Here is a 17680-nt window from a genome sequence, read left to right as displayed (position 1 = left end):
ACGATGGCACCATGCCACGCCTCCGTCCCGCGCGCCGTCGCGCCTCCATCGCCGCGGCCCTCGCCGGAGTCATCGTCCTCTCGATGGGTCTCGCGCAGCCGGCCGCCGCTGCGGAGTACCCCAGCTGGGAGGACGTCGAGGCGGCCCGCTCGAGCGAGTCCTCGAAGCAGTCGACCATCGGTCAGATCGAGGGGCTCGTCCAGCAGCTGAAGACCGCTGCGGCGCTCGCCGAAGCCGAGGCCGTCCTCCGTGCCGACGAGTACGAGGCCGCTCAGCTGGCCGTCGACGAGGCGAGCTACCGTGCCCTCTCGCTCCGTGAGCAGGCCGTTGCAGCGACGACCGCGGCGCAGGCCTCCAAACGCCAGGCCGGCGCGCTCGTCGCCGCGTGGTTGCGGTCGGGGAACGTCGACCTCAGTACCGCCGCGTTCCTCGACGGCCAGGAGCCGGAGTCGCTCCTCGGACGCTTGAGCACGATCACGAAGCTCAGCGAGTCCACGGACGGCACCTACGACCGGGCGAGGACCGATGCGAACACGGCGTCGCTCCTCACCGAGCAGGCGACCATCGCCGAGGCCGCCCTCGGCGAGCTCGCCGCGGCAGCCGAGACCGCGCTCGGCGACGCGGTCGCAGCCCGTGCCGACGCCGAGACCGCCGTGTCCGAGCAGCAGGAGTACCTCGCGACGCTCGAGGCCCAGCTCGTGGTCCTCAAGGAGAACCGCGCAGCCACCGAGGCCGACTACCGCAAGGGCGAGGAAGTCAAGGCGGCCGCGGCCGCCGCTGCTGCAGCCGCGGCGGCTGCGGCTGAGGCTGCACGGGCGGCTGCCGAAGCCGCTGCGAACGCCGGCGGTGGCGGAGGCGGCGGCGGAGGAGGTGGTGGCGGTGCCTCGGGCGCTGTCGGGAGCCAGGGGTGGGCCCTGCCGATCTCCGGCCGGATCACCGACAACTACGGACCGCGACCCGGTCGCCCCGTGCCCGGCGTCAACCCGTTCCACTCGGGCACCGACATCGGAGCGGGTTGCGGGCGAGCGGTCTACGCCGCGAACGCCGGCACCGTGGTCTACGCCGGCTGGCTCGGCACCTACGGCAACTGGGTCCTCGTCGACCACGGCGGCGGCGTCATGACCGGATACGCGCACAACAGCAGCATCCTCGTCGGGGAGGGGCAGTGGGTGTCCGCCGGTCAGAACATCTCGCTCGTCGGGACGACGGGTGCCTCGACCGGATGCCACGTGCACTTCGAGGTCAGGATCGGCGGTTCGCGCGTCGACGCCGTCCCGTTCATGGCGGACCGGGGCATCCGGCTCGGCTGAGCCGCGTCCCGGATCGAGGCGTCAGAGTCCGAGGCGCTCGAGCTCGGCGTCCATGCGGCGAGCCATCTCCGCGTACCCCTCGTCGTTCGGGTGGAGGCCGTCTGCGGCCATCCACTCCGGGTGTCCATCGATCCAGTGCGACGCCCCGGGGATGGTGTCGGCGTCGATCTCCTGCGCGGCGTCGGCCACCCAGCCGATGATCGTCTCGATCGACTGCGGTCGCTCGTCGGTGTACCAGAACGGTTCGACGACGATGAAGCGGGCCTCCGGGAGGGCGTCGCGGAGGCGATCCAGGTCGGTCGTGATCTGTTCGTGGATCCGGTCGGCGGCATCGTCGAAACTGAACGCGTCGTTGAGGCCCATCGTGACGAAGACGATGTCGGGCTGCTCGGCGATGATGAGGGAGGGTAGGTCGCCGCTGCCGCTGCCGTCGCCGAAGCGGTCGCGGTGGTTCACGAACCCGAGGCCGTTGACGCTGGGGTTGAACTCCCGCCAGCCGCGTTCCTCGCTGACGACGGTGGACCAGCGGTTGGCCGGGTCGCTCGCTCCGGTGCCGAGGGTGTACGAGTCGCCGTAGAACGCGACGAGCGGTCCGTCGCCCGTGGCGCCGCCGGTCCCCGAGCCGGGGGAAGCGCAGGCGGTGAGGCCGGTGGCGAGGGCGAGCAGGGTGACGGCGGCGAGCAGTCGTGATCTCATACGGATGCTTCGGAGCGGTGGGCGTCGCGGAGGGCCGAAGCGCCGGTCGACTGCCGAAGGTCCGGAACGCGGATGCGGTTACGGTTACATCGTATCAACGCGAATGCGTGCACTAACCTGTCTCTATGCCGCAGATCCGTATCCGAGACGCCGCCCTGTTCCTCGGGGTCAGTGACGACACCGTCCGTCGCTGGATCGACCAGGGCGCACTCGTCAGCGCGAAGGACGAGGCGGGCCGAGCGGTCGTCGACGGCCTGTCGCTCGCTCGGCTGGCCAGGGAGAACGCCGTCCTCCCCGTCGACCCCTCGGAGATCGGACGCTCGGCACGCAACCGCTTCGTCGGCATCGTCACCGACATCACGATGGACACGGTCATGGCGCAGGTCGAACTGCAGTGCGGCCCGCATCGGGTGGTGTCCCTCATGAGCAGTGAGGCCGTGCGTGAACTCGGCCTCGAACTCGGATCCACGGCCATCGCCGTCGTGAAGGCCACGACGGTCCTCATCGAGACCCCGAAGGCGAGCTCATGAACCGCACCGCACCGCGCCGATCCCTCCGATTGCTCAGCGCATTGGCCCTCGGCACCGGGGTCCTGCTCGCCGCGTCCGCGTGCGCCGCACCCGCGGCGACGCCGACACCCACCGCCTCGGCCATGACGGACGAGCTCAGCGGCTCCATCACGGTGTACGCGGCCGCCTCGCTCAAGACGACCTTCACCGAGCTCGCGGAGGACTTCGAGGAGGCGCACCCCGGTACGACCGTCGAGCTGACCTTCGCCGGCTCCTCCGACCTCGTCACGCAGCTCACGAACGGTGCTCCCGGCGACGTGTTCGCCTCGGCGGACGAGAAGAACATGGCGAAGCTGACCGATGCCGATCTCGTCGAGGGCGACCCGGTCGACTTCGCGACCAACGTCCTACAGATCGCCGTGCCCCCGTCGAATCCCGCCGGCGTGGAGACCTTCGCCGACCTCGCTCGTCCAGGCGTCAAGACGGTCGTGTGCGCGCCGCAGGTCCCCTGTGGAGCGGCCACGGTCTCCGTCGAGGACGCCACGGGTGTCGCGCTGAGCCCGGTCAGTGAGGAGTCATCGGTCACCGACGTCCTCGGCAAGGTGACCTCGGGCGAGGCCGATGCGGGGCTCGCCTACGTGACCGACGTCATCGCGGCCGGCGACACCGTGCAGGGCATCGCCTTCCCCGAGTCGTCGGAAGCCGTCAACACCTACCCGATCGCGCCGCTGGCAGGAAGCGCGAACTTCGCCGTCGCCGCGGCGTTCGCGGCCTACGTCGTGAGCGCCGAAGGACAGCGGGTGCTCGCCGACGCCGGCTTCGGCGCACCGTGACCCCGTGAGGGATCTCGGCTCGGGGGTGCCCCGCTGGATCGTCGTCGTCGCCACGGTCGGCGCGGCGTTCGTCCTGCTGCCGCTCGTGGCGATCGTCCTGCGCGTGGACTGGGCGGACTTCGGAACACTCATCACCTCGGAGTCGTCGGTCGCGGCGCTCGGGCTGAGTCTGCGGACGTCGTCGCTCGCGACGGCACTCTGCATCGTGTTCGGCGTGCCGCTCGCCCTCGTCCTCGCGCGCACCCGGTTCCCGGGGCAGCGGCTGCTGCGGTCGCTCGTCCTCCTCCCGCTCGTGCTCCCGCCCGTCGTCGGCGGGATCGCGCTGCTGTACACCTTCGGTCGGCTCGGCCTGCTCGGACCGGCGCTCGCTGACGCCGGGATCGACATCGCGTTCTCCACGACCGCCGTCGTGCTCGCCCAGACGTTCGTCGCCCTCCCGTTCCTCGTGCTGAGCCTGGAGGGGGCGATCCGCACGACCGGCTCGCGGTACGAGGCCGTCGCCGCGACGCTCGGCGCACGTCCCACCACCGTCTTCCGCACCGTCACGCTGCCGCTCCTCGCACCCGCCGTCGTGTCGGGCGCGATCCTGTCGTTCGCGCGGGCCCTCGGCGAGTTCGGGGCTACTCTCACGTTCGCGGGCAGCCTGCAGGGGGTCACGCGGACGCTGCCGCTCGAGATCTACCTGCAGCGCGAGACCGATCCCGCCGCCGCGGTCGCGCTGTCGCTCGTCCTCGTCGTCGTGGCCGTGCTCGTCGTCGGCGTGGCGGGGGCACAGGGGTCGATCCGCCGTGGACGGACCGTCGCCGGAGTGGTGCGATGACCGGGGCGGCCCTGGAGTTCCGAGCGACGCTGCGTGAACGCGACTGGGAGCTCGCCGTCGACCTCGCCGCGGGGGAGACCGTCGCCGTGCTCGGACCGAACGGCGCCGGCAAGTCGACGCTGCTCGCCGTCCTCGCCGGGCTCCTGCGTCCGGACACGGGTCACGCGACCCTCGTCGGTCGCGAGCTGTTCGCGGTCGGTGGATCGGGTCGGGACCGCTGGTCGCCGCCGCACCGGCGGGGGATCTCGCTCCTGGCGCAGGAGGCGCTGCTCTTCCCGCACCGCTCCGTGCTCGACAACGTGGCCTACGGCCCGCTGGTCGCCGGTGCGTCGCGCGGCGAGGCTCGGCACATCGCCCGACGACGACTCGCGGACGTCGAGGCGTCCGAGCTCGAAGGGCGCCGTCCTGCCGAGTTGTCCGGCGGCCAGGCGCAGCGGGTGGCGCTCGCCCGCGCGCTGGCCCCGGACCCGGCCCTCCTGCTCCTCGACGAACCGATGGCCGCGCTCGATGCGACGGTCGCGCCCCACCTGCGCCGCATGCTCCGTGAGCAGTTGCGTGGGCGGACGACCGTGCTCGTGACGCACGAGGTGCTCGACGCGTACACGCTTGCGGACCGGGTGATCGTCCTGGACGCCGGGCGCATCGTCGAGCAGGGGCCGACGGCGGAGGTGCTCGAGCGGCCGCGGACGGCGTTCACCGCGGACCTCGCGGGACTCGAACTGTTGTCGGGCGTTCGCACAGCACGCGGGATCCGTCTGCAGGACGGGGCGGAGGTCGAGGTCGACACCTCCGCGGAGGCAGACCCGATCCCGGGCGGGGTCGCCGTCGCCTGCGCGTTCCGACCGTTCCGCGTCGAGGTCCGAGAGGCTGACGGGTCTGGCAGCCCGAGTGCGTCAGGCGCCCTCCGCGCGATGATCACCGACCTCGAACCCCGCGGTGACGTCGTCCGGGTCCGCTCGGCGGTCATCACCGCCGACGTCGCCGTGCAGCAGCTCGCGGCCGCGGGGTGGTCGACGGGGGACGTCGTCGACTTCGTGGTCGACCCGCGGGCCGCGGTCCTCTACCCGCGCTGAGGCGTCCTGCTCCGGGACACGTCCGAGACGTGACAGAGTGAGTCGATGAACCGATTCTGGAGGCGCTGGTGGCCGATCGTCGTCGGGGCGGCCGGCACGCTCGCCATCGGCGGGATCTGCGCGGCACTCGTCGCCATGGGGCTCGTGCGGCCGAACGCGATCGTGGCCGCCTCGTACGCGGTGCGCGGTGTCGACGTCTCCTCGTACCAGGGCGAGGTCGACTGGGACGTCCTCGCGGCTCAGCCCATCGACTTCGCGATCATGAAGGCGACCGAGGGATCAGGTGATCAGGACGAACGGTTCGCCGCGAACTGGGCGGGCGCGCAGCGGGCGGCCGACGAGAGCGGCTTGCTCATCGGGGCGTACCACTTCCTGAGTTTCGACAGCCCGGCCGAGACGCAGGCGCAGAACATCTTCGACACCGTGCCGGTCACCGCGGGGGCTCTCCCGATCACCATCGATCTCGAGTGCTACGCCGACTACTGTCGGACGCCACCGAGTGCTGAGCGGGTCGCCGCCGTGCTCGATCCGCTCCTCGCCGCACTCGAGGAGCACTACGGTCGGCCGCCGATCATCTACGCCACCATGCGGTATTACGACGCGTTCCTCGCGGGTGCGTACGAGCGGAACCCGATGTGGATCCGCTCCGTCGTCACGCCGCCGGTCCTGACGGACGGGCGGGCGTGGGACCTTTGGCAGTACACCAGCCGGGAACGGATGCCCGGGTACGTCGGCAAGGAGGAGTTCATCGACGTGAACGTCTTCGACGGTTCATGGGATGACCTCCAAGCGCTCGTCGGACCCTGAGCCGCGGCGTCCAGAGGCGCCTCGGGTTACGGCGCGGGAGCGGGACCGGTGGTCGGCTCGGCGACGGGGAGGAACGTGTCCTCGCCGTCGACCTCCTGCTCGATGGAGTCCTCGGTGGTCTCGTGGTCCTCGGGGAGGTTGTCATCGTTCGCTGCGTGCTTGCTCATACGACCACGATACGACGGGTGTCGCGCTGGGCGATGGGGTTGCGCGCCGCAGGCGTCCTCAGGAGGCGAAGGCGAGTGAGCGGGCCGTGAGTTCTGCGGTCAGGAGGTCGACGGCCTTCGGGCCGACGCCGTGGATGCGGAGCAGGGCGGCGGGGGAGACCCTCGTGAGCTGCTCGAACCGGGTGAAGCCGTGCGCCCTGAGTGCTTCGTGGGCGACCGAGCCGATGGTGGCCGGGAACTCGGACGCCTCGGCGGGCACGAGTTCGACGAACAGTGCGGCGATCCGCTCCTCGATGTCGTCGCGGATGCGGCGGACGGCCTCGATGCCTTGCCCGGCCGGATCCTCGAGTTCCCAGTCCTCGTAGCGCTTGCCGGGGAAGATCGGGCAGGCGTCGCCGCAGCCCATCGTGATGACCGCGTCGGACGCCCGGACGGCGTCGGTCGTGAGGATGCGGGGCACGGCCGCGGTGATGTCGATGCCGTGTTCGGCCATCGCCTCCACCGCCTCGGTGTTGATCCGGTCCTTCGGCTCGCTCCCGGCCGACAGCACCTCGACCCGGTCACCGGCGAGGGCACCGAGGAAGCCGGCTGCGATCTGGGAGCGACCGGCGTTGTGCACGCAGACGAAAAGGACGGTGGGGGTGGTGGTCGTGATGGTCATGGCGTCTCCTGGGGGTGGCGTGAGCCGAGTGCGGACGAATGGTCGAGCAGCTCCACGAGGGCAGCGTAGCTGGTGGCGGGGTCTGCGCCGCGGGTGAAGCCGCCGACGAGCTCGAGTGACACGAAGCCGTGGAGGGCCGCCCGGACGATGCGTCCGGCATCCGTCATCGCCACGCTGTCGAGACCGCGCCCCGCGAGGGCGCGCTCGACGAGCATCACGAGCTCGCGGTCGGCCGGCTCGCCGGTGTCGGCGCGGACGTCCGCGATCGAGAACGCGAGGGCGTACCGACCGGGATAGGCGAGGGCGAAGCGCCTGTACCCGTCGGCCAGCGCGGTGAGGGCGGGGGTCCCGCGCAGGCTGGTCGTCGCGATGTCGAGCCCGCTGGCCAGTTGGGCGAGGGCGAGCTGGGCGACGGCGGCGCGGAGGTCCTCGGTGCTGCGGACGTGCTTGAGGAGGGCCGGTGCCGAGGTGTCGAGCTCGCGGGCAAGGGCGGCGAGTGTGAGTGCGTCGGCTCCGTGCGTGTCGGCGAACTCGGCGGCTCCGACGATCACCCGTTGGCGGGAGAACTTGGTCCGGGAAACGGGTGCATCGGTCATCGGATCGAGCCTAACGGCACGCGGCCCTGCTGCCGCGCGGCCTCAGACCGTCGGCGGTGTGGCTTCGTGGTGGGGCGTGCCGTGCGTGCGGCGGTCCTCCTTCATCGCGGCTTCCGCGAGGTGGCGTCGGCCGCCCGCCAGCTCGTTGCGGACCTCCGCCTCGAGCGTGCGGAACGGCTCCCAGTAGTTACCGTCGTAGTCTTCGACGATCTGGAACGTCCAGCGTCCGTCGATGACGTTGCGTCCGACCAGCTCGGTGTCGATCCGGTCGGCGAGGGCGTCGTGTCCGGCTTCGCGGAGGGCGTCCGCGGCTTCGCCGAGCGCGAGGTCCGCTTTACCCGTCAGGCGGTGGAAGCCGTAGAGCATGCCGCGCGCCTGCTCGACCACTTCGAGCGCCTCGGTCACTTTGCCGACCGCTTCCACGGTGGCGTCGTCGACCCCCGCGGGGACTCGGTGGGCGTCGTCGGGGCCGTCGGTGGTGCGGTCGTCTGCAGAACTCATGTCATCAGTCTGTCCCGATCGGCCCAGGATGTCTGGGGCTTGCGGACGGAGGTGCACGATGTGAGCCGGCGGACGTCCTGACGTGCATCGATCTGGCTCGACCGGACTGCCCTTCGACAGGCTCAGGGACCGGGTCGTCTCCGGTGGACTTTTCCCGCTCACTGAGCGAGTCCTCCCCGCTCACTGAGCTTGTCGAAGTGCCTACGAGCTTGCCTCACCGCTCCGGACACACCTCTGCCGGTCACTGAGCCTGTCGAAGTGCGGTGCAGCTCATTGACCGGGAGCGGTCAGAACGGGGCGGGATCGGGTTCGGTCCGGTGATGCTTCCCGTCGGGTGTCGTCCACTCGAGCACCCCGCCGGGACCATGATCGAGGTTCCAACCCGGCAGGTGCTTCATCCGGTGGTGATGTCGACACAGGCAGGCGAGATTGCCGACGTCCGTCGTCCCGCCGTCTTCCCACGCGACGGAATGGTCGAGGTCGCACGCTCTGGCTCGCCTGCCGCAGCCCGGTGCGCGACAAGTGCCGTCTCGCAGGCGCACCGCGCGTTGCAGGTCGGCCGGGACCCGGTACTGGTTCCGCCCGACGGACAGCACGGATCCCGTTTCCGGCTGGACCAGGATCCGGGTGAAGCTCGGTGCGTTCACCGCGATACGCGCGGCGGTTGCGGGGTCGATGGGCCCATAGCCATCGAGCATGCCGGGTGCGTCAGATACTCCGGCCACGGTCAGGGCCGGGACGGTGATCTGCACGGTCGGTGTGATGTGCTCCTGCACCTCGATCGGGTGCGGGAGCACCGGGCTCGACATGACGTCGTCCGGTGTGACGCCGGTGAGCGCGAGAGCCGCGAGGGCGTCCGCCTGCAGCTGGGCGCACGTCCGGGTGTCACCCGTTGAGCGTGACTCCGCCGCGGCCGCCTCGACGCGCTCGACGATGCCCTGCGCGATCGGCGCCGTCGTGAAGAGGTGCACCCACGCCATCCCGTCGGCGGCGGGCTCGAACTCCACCCGGCGGTCGGCCTCGGACCGCCGGGCTCGGGCGGTGATGGACTCTGGGTGGAGGCGCTCGCGGAGCACGCGGGCGCGCCTGCGGAGGTTCGCGTTGGTCGAATCCTCCGCGACCGGTAAGACTTCCGCGAGGAACACCGCCCGCCCCGCGGTCGGCACATCGCTGAGTTGGTCGATGATCGTCTGCGCGTGCCGTGCCGAGATGCGGCCGGCCTCGAGGGAGGCGAGCACGGCCGGTGCGTCGTTGACGAGCCTTTCCGCGTCGTTCGTCGCCCGCTGAACGGTCCGCTCAGGGGTGCGGGTCGCCATCGCGAGTGCCGCACACGTCGAGCGACGGGAGAGTGCCTGGCGTTCCGCCGGCGGGAAGATCGCCGGGACCGTGGCGTCTGCGAAAGCGTCGGCGTAGGCGGCGGAGCGGGCGAGGAGCCGGGCCTCACGCGCGTCGAGGGCTGCCCGCAGCCGTTGGATCTCTGCGTATTCGTCCGAGAACTCCGCGAGTTGCGCGGCGTAGTCGTCGCCGACGCGGGTCGCGGTGAGGGTGGTCTCGGTCATGGGACAAGTCCACCATGGACCACTGACATTCCAGATGCCGAGTCGCACCGGTTGTGGCTGTCGCTCGTGTGCCCTTCGACAAGCTCAGGGACCGGGGGAACAGCGCCGGATTCGTGAGCTTCGTCGTGTGTCTTTCGACAGGCTCAGGGACCGGGGAAGGGTGCCGGACTCGGGAGGTCGCGCGTGTGCCCTTCGGCGGGCTCAGGGGTCGAACTTCGCCGAGCGTGCTTTCCGGTCACTGAGCTCGTCGAGGTGCGGAGGTTCCTCGTTGCTCAGGGACCGGGAGGGGGCGCTCAGGGAGCAGAGGAGGCTGGCCCATCCCGGGTGCGTTAGTAGTTCAGGCAGCGATCCGGATCCTCGGTCTCCGGAGGATCGCCCTGATACAGGGTGAAGAAGTTCTCGGCCGGACCGGACAAGGACCCGCGGGCGTGGACGCAGAGACGTGCGAGATCATCGTCGCTCCGGACGTCGGAGGTGATCCGGGACGTATCGCATGCACCGCCACCGGGCTCCAGGATCAGGTCGCGATTGGTTCCCTCGTTGTCCACCATCCAGGTCCCGGAGAAGTCGATCGGCTCGTCCGCACGGGGGTCGTCGTCACGGCTGCACTGAACCTGCGAGGGCCAGGCAGTGGCCTCGAACGTTCCGTCGTCGGCGAGCTCGAGCCGGGTGTCCCCGCTGCGCCAGGTGCCGACGGCTGCATCGCGCGGCAATCCGTACCTCGTGTCCGAGCAGGCGACGAGTGACGTGCCGAGCATGACTGCGAGCACGGAGGCTGCTATCCAGAACGCGCTTCGGGACGTCGCCCGCGGTACCTGGTCGGTCGCTCGGTGTGCCGGTCTCGATTCCACGCTGCGAGTCTGGCCGTCCTGGCAGGGGAGTGGCAACTCGGGCGGGGCATGCGGTCCGGCGTCGGGTACCCGGGCAAAAAAAGAACCCCCACCATGTAGAAGCTAGGTGGGGGTTCCGTGGCTCCGACGGGCGTCGATCCCGTGACCTCACGATTTTCAGTCGTGCGCTCTACCAACTGAGCTACAGAGCCGAGTACATCAGCTGCACGAACGGCGACGATGTCTCAAAAGCAGAAGCCCTCCCTTGCGAGAGGGCTTCCGACCTTTTGCGACCCTGACGGGACTTGAACCCGCGACCTCCGCCGTGACAGGGCGGCACGCTAACCAACTGCGCTACAGGGCCATACATGTTGAATTGCTGGTGATACGAACTGCGGTGATGCTGGTGTTCCTCGGTGCTTCTCGCAGTCGCGCAGACTCACTATACCTGAATCCGAGCGGCTGTTTTTCCAGTAGTCGGTGGTGACCCCAACGGGATTCGAACCCGTGCTGCCGCCGTGAAAGGGCGGTGTCCTAGGCCGCTAAACGATAGGGCCGCGAAGCCCTGAAGCTTCATGACTACCGAGCGACAAGCATACGGATGAAACCGCCGAATCCAAAATCGGGTTCGCGGAGCCGCGATCGGTACTCCATGCCGGATGTGGCGACAGGCGTCGAATGACCACTGCACGGCCCCCGGCCGGGGTTAGCCTCTGGCGTGGACCACTCCCGGATGCCGCGGCCGACGGGGGTGTCTGCAGCCAGTCCCGACCCCCATCGGGCTAGCGTGGACAGTGGTACCGATGTGACCGATGTGACTGCAGCGAACCGAGATGGGCCCCTACTTCATGAGCAAGAAGCTTGCCGGCGCTTGGCGCCGAAGCCGGACGACCAACGCCGGATCGGCGTCCTCCGTGCGGTGGCGAGGACGCCTCACCGCCGCCATCGTCATGTCGCTCGCGATCGTCGGCTCGTTCGGCGTCGCCGGTCCGGCGTCAGCAGCCGACTACCCCTCGTGGGATGACGTCCAGGCCGCGAAGGGCAACGAGGCCGCCAAGGCCGCCGAAGTCACGAACATCAAGAACTTCATCGTCCAGCTGCAGGACGAACTGCAGGTCGCCCAGGACGAGGCCGAGAAACGCGGTACGGAGTTCCAGGCCGCTGAGGAGGCCTTCTTCGAGGCCGACGCCCGGGCCACCGCGATCCAGTCGCAGGCCGACGCCAAGACGACCGAGGCCGACACCGCCACGAAGCAGGCCGGTCGGGTCGCCTCGCAGCTCTACCGGTCCGGCGGCGCCGACCTCAGCCTGAGCCTCTTCCTCGACGGCGAGAGCAAGGGCGCGACCGACCTCCTGTCCAAGCTCGGCAATATGAACCAGGTCGCCGAGCACAGCAACGGCGTCTACGAGCAGGCGGTCGCCGCACGCAACACCGCGGCTGCGCTCGGTGAACAGGCCGGTGTCGCCCGCGACGAGCGCGAGTCCCTGCGTCAGGCCGCCCAGGTGGCGATGGAGGCAGCACAGGCGGCTGCGTCCGCGGCAGCCGACAAACTGGAGCAGAACCAGGAACTGATCGTCACACTCAACGCCCAGCTCAGCGCTTTGCAGGACTCCACGGCGAAGACCGTCAAGGACTACGAGGCGGGCGTCGCGGCCGCGAAGGCGAAGGCCGCGGCCGAAGCCGCCGCGCGGGGACAGAGCGCCGACGGCGGTCAGCTCAGCAGCCAGGGCTGGGCTATCCCGGCCTCCGGCAGCATCTCGGGCACCTACGGCTACCGCGACCCGATCTCCACCGGCGGCGGCAGCTCGGGCAGCTTCCACCGCGGCACCGACATCGCGGGCGGCTGCGGGATCCCGATCTACGCGGCGACCGGGGGCACCGTCAGCTACGCCGGCTGGTACGGCACCTACGGCAACTTCATCCTCATCGAGCACGGGGCCGGCGTCTCGACCGGCTACGCGCACATCGTGAACGGTGGCATCCAGGTCGCTGTCGGCAGTCAGGTCTCCGCCGGACAGGTCATCGCCTACGTCGGCACGACCGGTGCCTCGACCGGCTGCCACCTGCACTTCGAGGTCCGCATCAACGGCAGCGCGATCGACGCGCAGCCGTTCATGGCCGACCGCGGTGCGCCGCTCGGCTGATCGAGCACCTCGACCCGCACGACGAAGCGGCCGACACCCGAGGGTGCCGGCCGCTTCGTCATGCGGGGTGCGGAGGTCCGCAGGGGGTCAGTGACCCTCCGCCTTGAGCTTGTCGAAGCCCGCGAGGATGATCTTCTCGGCCGCAGCGGCGTCGCCCCAGCCGTCGATCCGCGCCCACTTGCCGGGCTCGGTGTCCTTGTAGTGGACGAAGAAGTGCTCGATCTCGTCGCGCGTCGCCTGCGGGATGTCGTTCAGGTCCTGGATGTGCGACCAGCGCGGGTCCTTGTACTGCACGGCGATGACCTTGTCGTCGCCGCCGCCGTCGTCCGTCATGTGCAGCACACCGACGGGGCGGACCTTGATGCCGACGCCCGGGAAGGTCGGGAAGTCGAGCAGGACCAGGACGTCGACCGGGTCGCCGTCCTCGCCGAGGGTGTTCTCGAAGAAGCCGTAGTCGGCGGGGTAGACGAAGCTCGTGAACAGGACGCGGTCCAGGAAGACCCGACCGGTCTCGTGGTCGATCTCGTACTTGTTGCGGCTGCCCCGCGGGATCTCGATGACGGCGTCGTACTCGGCCATAAGCCTGCTCCTTGCGCGGTTGGATGACGTGGAGTCGGCGCGGTCGCCGACGAGGACCAACCATAACCGATGCGTCCCGGAGCGAACGGTGTGGGGAGGCGCTCGGCGCGGTGCAATAGCGTGGTCCGCGTGAACGACGTCCGACCCCCGCTCCACCCGTCCGTCGCCGCCCTGCGGAAGGCGGTGCGCGATGCAATCGCGGGCACGGCGCCAGCGGCGTCACGTGACGTCGCCGGTGCCGACCTGCTCGTCGCGCTGAGCGGTGGTGCCGACTCGCTCGCGCTCGCCGCCGCGACCGCGTTCGAAGCCGGAAAGGTCGGTCTACGGGCCGGCGCCGTGATCGTCGACCACGGATTGCAAGCGGGCTCGGCCGACGTCGCGGCGCGTGCCGCGGACCAGGCGCGTGCCCTGGGGCTCGACCCCGTCCTCGTCCGCGTCGTCGAGGTGGGCTCCGAGGGTGGACCGGAGGCCGCGGCACGGGCGGCCCGGTACACCGCGCTCGACGCCGCCCGGGTCGAGGTCGGTGCGTCCCTGGTGCTGCTCGCGCACACCCTCGACGACCAGGCGGAGACCGTGCTCCTCGGCCTCGCTCGCGGGTCGGGCACGGGTAGCCTGCAGGGCATGGCGCCCGTCTCCGGTCCACTTCTCCGGCCACTGCTCGGGATCCGACGCTCCCAGACCCGCGAGGCGTGCGCGTCCGAAGGACTCGAACCGTGGCACGACCCGCACAACACCGACGACGCCTACGCGCGGGTCCGGGTCCGGGAACGGGTCCTGCCGGTGCTCGAGGCGGAGCTCGGACCGGGGATCGCCGAGGCCCTCGCCCGCACCGCCGACGCCGCCCGGGAGGATGCGGACGCCTTCGAGGAGATGATCGAGGAGACCATCGAGGAGCTCGTCGAGCACGCTGAGGCCGGGATCTCCGTCAGCGCCGGGGCACTCGCCGCCAATCCGGCGGCGCTCCGCCAGAGGATCATCCGGTACATCGTGCAGAGCGAGTTCGGCGTCTCGCTCACGAGGTCGCAGACGATCGAGGTCGCGCGGCTCGTCACCGACTGGACCGGTCAGGGTCCGATCGACCTGCCCGGCCTGACGGCGTCCCGGCACGCGGGACGCATCGTCTTCGCGGCCCGCTGATCACGGCGCTCCCGAGCAGGAGGCGCACGGGCGTCCGGGTCATCTCGCATACACTCGACGCATGGAGCAGAGCGACATTTCCGACGACCTCACGACCATCCTCGTCACCGAGCAGGAGATCCGCGACAAGCTCGCCGAACTCGCCCGGCAGATCGAGACCGACTACGCCGGGAAGGACGTCCTGCTCGTCGGCGTGCTGAAGGGCGCGGTCATGGTCATGGCCGACCTCGCGCGCGAACTCCGCATCCCGCTCTCGATGGACTGGATGGCGGTCAGTTCCTACGGCGCCGGCACGAAGTCGAGCGGTGTCGTCCAGATCCGCAAGGACCTCGACGCGGACCTCACCGGCCGCCACGTCCTGATCGTCGAGGACATCATCGACTCCGGCCTCACCCTCTCCTGGCTGCTCGAGAACTTCGCCTCGCGCGGAGCCGCGTCCATCGAGGTCTGCGCGCTCCTCCGCAAGCCCGAGGCCGCCAAGGTGCACGTCGAGTGCAAGTACGTCGGTTTCGACATCCCGAACGACTTCGTCGTCGGGTACGGCCTCGACTTCGACGAGAAGTACCGCAACCTCCGCGACGTCGGCGTCCTCGCCCCGCACGTCTACGCCTGAACCACTCCACCGACCTCACACCGCACCCCCGTTAAGCCCACGGCAAACACAGGGGAGGCATCCAGCGGCGAGGGGGTAGCCTGATTCGCGACGCGGCTCCGCCCGTCGACCCCTCCTGCAGAAAGGGAACGGGCCAGCCCCGGCCTCTCAACTTATGAACGTCAAGCGTCTCTTCAAGGGTCCCATCCCGTACCTCATCATCGCCGCCCTGGTCTTCTGGATCGGCATCAGCCTGATGAGCATGAACGGCTTCCGTGAGGTCTCCACGCAAGAGGGTCTCGCCTTCCTCGAGAAGGGGCAGGTCAAGGAGGCCGTCATCACCGACGGCGACCAGCGCGTCGACCTCACGCTGACGAAGGCCGACGACGAGTTCGGCAAGCAGGTGCAGTTCTACTACGTCGGCGCCCGTGCGGCCGACGTGGTCGAGGCCGTCGACGCCGCAGACCCGTCCGGTGGCTACAACGACAAGGTGCCCCAGCCCAGCTGGCTCCTGTCGATGCTCGGACTCCTCCTCCCGCTGCTCCTCATCGGTGTCTTCTTCTGGCTGATGCTCTCCGGCATGCAGGGCGGCGGCAACAAGGTCATGCAGTTCGGCAAGTCCAAGGCGAAGCTCGTCTCGAAGGAGTCGCCGAAGGTGACCTTCGACGACGTCGCCGGTGCCGACGAGGCGATCGAGGAGCTCGAGGAGATCAAGGACTTCCTCAAGGAGCCCGCGAAGTTCCAGGCCGTCGGTGCGCGCATCCCGAAGGGCGTCCTGCTGTACGGCCCTCCCGGAACGGGCAAGACGCTCCTCGCCCGCGCGGTCGCCGGAGAAGCCGGTGTGCCGTTCTACTCGATCTCCGGTTCCGACTTCGTCGAGATGTTCGTCGGTGTCGGTGCGAGCCGCGTCCGCGACCTCTTCCAGCAGGCCAAGGAGAACTCGCCCGCGATCATCTTCGTCGACGAGATCGACGCCGTCGGTCGTCACCGCGGCGCCGGCATGGGCGGCGGTCACGATGAGCGCGAGCAGACCCTCAACCAGCTGCTCGTCGAGATGGACGGCTTCGACGTCAAGACGAACGTCATCCTGATCGCCGCGACCAACCGCCCCGACATCCTCGACCCCGCGCTGCTGCGCCCGGGCCGCTTCGACCGCCAGATCGGCGTCGACGCCCCCGACCTCGCCGGCCGCAAGAAGATCCTCGAGGTGCACGGCAAGGGCAAGCCGCTCGCCGCGAGCGTCGACCTCGAGGTCGTCGCCCGCAAGTCGCCCGGTTTCACCGGTGCCGACCTCGCCAACGTCCTCAACGAGGCCGCACTGCTCACGGCGCGCTCCAACGCCCAGCTGATCGACAACCGCGCACTCGACGAGGCCATCGACCGCGTCATCGCCGGTCCGCAGCGCCGCACGCGCGTCATGCGCGAGCAGGAGAAGCTCATCACCGCGTACCACGAGGGCGGGCACGCGCTCGCTGCAGCGGCGATGAACAACACCGACCCCGTCACGAAGGTCACGATCCTTCCGCGCGGCCGTGCCCTCGGTTACACGATGGTGCTCCCTCTCGAAGACAAGTACTCCGTCACGCGCAACGAGCTGCTCGACCAGCTCGCCTACGCGATGGGCGGCCGTGTCGCCGAGGAGCTCGTGTTCCACGACCCGACCACGGGCGCGTCGAACGACATCGAGAAGGCCACAGGTATCGCCCGCAAGATGGTCACCGAGTACGGCATGACCACCGACGTCGGTGCCGTCAAGCTCGGGCAGTCCTCGGGCGAGATGTTCCTCGGCCGCGACATGGGCCACCAGCGCGACTACTCGGAGGAGATCGCGCAGCGCGTCGACGCCCAGGTCCGCGAGCTCATCGAGGCCGCACACGACGAAGCCTGGCAGGTCATCACGACCAACCGGGCCGTGCTCGACCGCCTCGCCGCCGAGCTCATGGAGAAGGAGACCCTCGACCACGTCCAGCTGGCCGAGATCTTCAAGGACGTCAAGAAGCTCCCGCCGCGCCCCGTCTGGCTGTCCAGCAAGAAGCGTCCCGTCGGGTCGGGTTCGGCCGTCGGTTCCGCATCGTTCACCGCACCCATCGACTCCGGTGCGGCCGATGGTGGCGTGAGCTCGGAGCCCGAGCCCGAGGCTCCCGCGAAGCCCAAGCGCACCCGCGCGACGAAGCCGCGACCGGCGACCGCCTAGCCCGCATGACCCACGGCGAGCACACCGCGGACGACGCGGTCGCAGCCGCGCAGGCCGAGCCCGATCAGGGCTCGGTCTCGCGGTCGTCGGTGGACCGCGAACGGATCGCCGCAGCGGTCCTCGAGATCCTCGAGGCGATCGGCGAGGACCCCTCCCGCGACGGCCTCGCCGACACCCCCTCGCGCGTCGCCGATGCGTACGCGGAGTTCTTCGGCGGCGTCGGCCAGGACGCCGGCGTGCACCTGGCCCGCCCCATCCCGATCGAGGAGGGCGCGACCAGTGATGTCGTGCTCGTCCGGGACATCGCCTTCCGTTCCGTGTGCGAGCACCATCTGCTCCCGTTCCTCGGCACGGCGCACATCGCCTACCTGCCTGACGAACTCGTCATCGGCCTCGGTGCCCTGCCGAAGCTCGTCGACACACTCGCCTCGCGCCCGCAGGTCCAGGAGCGCCTGAGCGAGCAGATCGCCGACACCCTCGTCGAGCGGCTCGCGCCTCGCGGCGTCCTCGTCGTGCTCCAAGCCGCGCACGGCTGCGTCTCGATGCGCGGATCGCGCCAGTCGACGAGCACCACCGTCACCATCGCCAGCCGTGGAGCCCTGGCCGATCCGGCCGCGCGGGCCGAGCTGATGGTCCTGATCGGCGCGTCCGCCGACCAGGCGGGGTGATCAC

At 69.9% G+C, this 17680-nt stretch carries 18 protein-coding genes, 3 tRNA genes and 1 pseudogene; 11 read left to right on the top strand and 11 right to left on the bottom strand.

The genetic code is table 11. From position 1 onward, the window contains the following. Positions 1–11: 11 nt before the first annotated feature. The gene (locus tag AC4PMY_RS04975; protein ID WP_071259698.1) at positions 12–1310 is read left to right on the top strand and encodes a M23 family metallopeptidase; all 1299 of its coding nucleotides are present in this window, start codon (positions 12–14) and stop codon (positions 1308–1310) included. Positions 1311–1331: 21 nt separating this feature from the next. On the opposite strand, the gene AC4PMY_RS04970 is transcribed toward AC4PMY_RS04975, so the two are convergent. Further along, entirely contained in the window at positions 1332–2006 is a 675-nt protein-coding gene (locus AC4PMY_RS04970; protein WP_491622129.1) for an SGNH/GDSL hydrolase family protein, read from the bottom strand. Between the two features lie 125 nt (positions 2007–2131). Here AC4PMY_RS04970 and AC4PMY_RS04965 point away from each other — a divergent pair, with 125 nt between their 5' ends. The 5 genes from AC4PMY_RS04965 to AC4PMY_RS04945 are packed head-to-tail and all read left to right on the top strand — an operon-like array spanning position 2132 to position 6048. Continuing rightward, positions 2132–2536: a TOBE domain-containing protein gene (locus tag AC4PMY_RS04965; protein WP_064296069.1), complete on the top strand. Its 405-nt coding sequence runs from the start codon at positions 2132–2134 to the stop codon at positions 2534–2536. Continuing rightward, complete coding sequence (gene modA / locus AC4PMY_RS04960; protein WP_491622128.1) at positions 2533–3348, top strand: molybdate ABC transporter substrate-binding protein; 816 nt, start codon at positions 2533–2535, stop codon at positions 3346–3348. Before AC4PMY_RS04965 ends, modA begins: the two co-directional genes overlap by 4 nt. Positions 3349–3352: 4 nt before the next feature. Next, on the top strand, positions 3353–4168 hold the full coding sequence (locus AC4PMY_RS04955; protein WP_491622127.1) for an ABC transporter permease: 816 nt from the start codon (positions 3353–3355) through the stop codon (positions 4166–4168). Next, positions 4165–5241 carry a sulfate/molybdate ABC transporter ATP-binding protein gene (locus AC4PMY_RS04950; protein WP_491622126.1) on the top strand — a complete coding sequence of 359 codons (1077 nt, stop codon included), beginning with the start codon at positions 4165–4167 and terminating at the stop codon, positions 5239–5241. The genes AC4PMY_RS04955 and AC4PMY_RS04950 overlap by 4 nt, the downstream gene beginning before the upstream one ends. 45 nt (positions 5242–5286) lie before the next feature. Next, a complete protein-coding gene (locus tag AC4PMY_RS04945; protein ID WP_083397184.1) occupies positions 5287–6048 on the top strand; it encodes a GH25 family lysozyme in 762 nt (253 codons plus the stop codon). Between the two features lie 26 nt (positions 6049–6074). Here the strand turns inward: AC4PMY_RS04945 and AC4PMY_RS04940 are convergent, their stop codons facing one another. From AC4PMY_RS04940 to AC4PMY_RS04900, 9 genes and pseudogenes are all read right to left on the bottom strand, one after another. Next, entirely contained in the window at positions 6075–6215 is a 141-nt protein-coding gene (locus AC4PMY_RS04940) for a hypothetical protein (RefSeq protein ID WP_153303386.1), read from the bottom strand. Positions 6216–6468: 253 nt separating this feature from the next. Next, positions 6469–6876, bottom strand: a pseudogene (locus tag AC4PMY_RS04935) (arsenate reductase ArsC); the annotation flags it as partial. Continuing rightward, positions 6873–7472, bottom strand: coding sequence for a TetR-like C-terminal domain-containing protein (locus AC4PMY_RS04930; RefSeq protein WP_491622125.1), 600 nt, complete (start codon positions 7470–7472; stop codon positions 6873–6875). The gene AC4PMY_RS04930 and the pseudogene AC4PMY_RS04935, both read right to left, overlap by 4 nt. 42 nt (positions 7473–7514) lie before the next feature. Continuing rightward, positions 7515–7973, bottom strand: a complete 459-nt coding sequence (locus AC4PMY_RS04925; protein WP_491622124.1) for a hypothetical protein — start codon at positions 7971–7973, stop codon at positions 7515–7517. 287 nt (positions 7974–8260) lie between these two features. Then, positions 8261–9532, bottom strand: coding sequence for an HNH endonuclease signature motif containing protein (locus AC4PMY_RS04920; protein WP_491622123.1), 1272 nt, complete (start codon positions 9530–9532; stop codon positions 8261–8263). Positions 9533–9861: 329 nt separating this feature from the next. After that, positions 9862–10245, bottom strand: a complete 384-nt coding sequence (locus tag AC4PMY_RS04915) for a hypothetical protein (RefSeq protein WP_157583331.1) — start codon at positions 10243–10245, stop codon at positions 9862–9864. Positions 10246–10501: 256 nt separating this feature from the next. Continuing rightward, positions 10502–10574 (bottom strand) — tRNA-Phe (locus AC4PMY_RS04910). A 78-nt stretch (positions 10575–10652) separates the two neighbouring features. Further along, positions 10653–10726, bottom strand: a tRNA-Asp gene (locus tag AC4PMY_RS04905). 117 nt (positions 10727–10843) lie between these two features. Next, positions 10844–10919: transfer RNA gene (locus AC4PMY_RS04900), tRNA-Glu, on the bottom strand. Between the two features lie 291 nt (positions 10920–11210). Between AC4PMY_RS04900 and AC4PMY_RS04895 the strand changes: the two genes are divergently transcribed. Then, positions 11211–12506: a M23 family metallopeptidase gene (locus tag AC4PMY_RS04895; protein ID WP_082915904.1), complete on the top strand. Its 1296-nt coding sequence runs from the start codon at positions 11211–11213 to the stop codon at positions 12504–12506. A gap of 87 nt (positions 12507–12593) precedes the next feature. Here the strand turns inward: AC4PMY_RS04895 and AC4PMY_RS04890 are convergent, their stop codons facing one another. Beyond that, positions 12594–13085 (bottom strand): inorganic diphosphatase, encoded by a 492-nt coding sequence (locus AC4PMY_RS04890; RefSeq protein WP_064294335.1) that lies wholly within the window; start codon positions 13083–13085, stop codon positions 12594–12596. 129 nt (positions 13086–13214) lie between these two features. Here AC4PMY_RS04890 and tilS point away from each other — a divergent pair, with 129 nt between their 5' ends. From tilS to folE, 4 genes are all read left to right on the top strand, one after another. Next, on the top strand, positions 13215–14222 hold the full coding sequence (gene tilS, locus AC4PMY_RS04885) for a tRNA lysidine(34) synthetase TilS (RefSeq protein WP_064294402.1): 1008 nt from the start codon (positions 13215–13217) through the stop codon (positions 14220–14222). Between the two features lie 61 nt (positions 14223–14283). Next, positions 14284–14835: a hypoxanthine phosphoribosyltransferase gene (gene hpt / locus AC4PMY_RS04880; RefSeq protein WP_064294334.1), complete on the top strand. Its 552-nt coding sequence runs from the start codon at positions 14284–14286 to the stop codon at positions 14833–14835. Positions 14836–14989: 154 nt separating this feature from the next. Next, positions 14990–17008, top strand: coding sequence for an ATP-dependent zinc metalloprotease FtsH (gene ftsH / locus AC4PMY_RS04875; protein ID WP_064294333.1), 2019 nt, complete (start codon positions 14990–14992; stop codon positions 17006–17008). A 5-nt stretch (positions 17009–17013) separates the two neighbouring features. After that, positions 17014–17676 (top strand): GTP cyclohydrolase I FolE, encoded by a 663-nt coding sequence (folE, locus tag AC4PMY_RS04870; RefSeq protein WP_083397181.1) that lies wholly within the window; start codon positions 17014–17016, stop codon positions 17674–17676. Positions 17677–17680 lie beyond the last annotated feature (4 nt).

The sequence above is a fragment of the Plantibacter sp. MDV22-iso1 genome, from assembly GCF_058408345.1.
The sequence above is the reverse complement of the archived record's forward strand: the minus strand, read 5'-3'. Positions and strand labels throughout refer to the sequence as shown.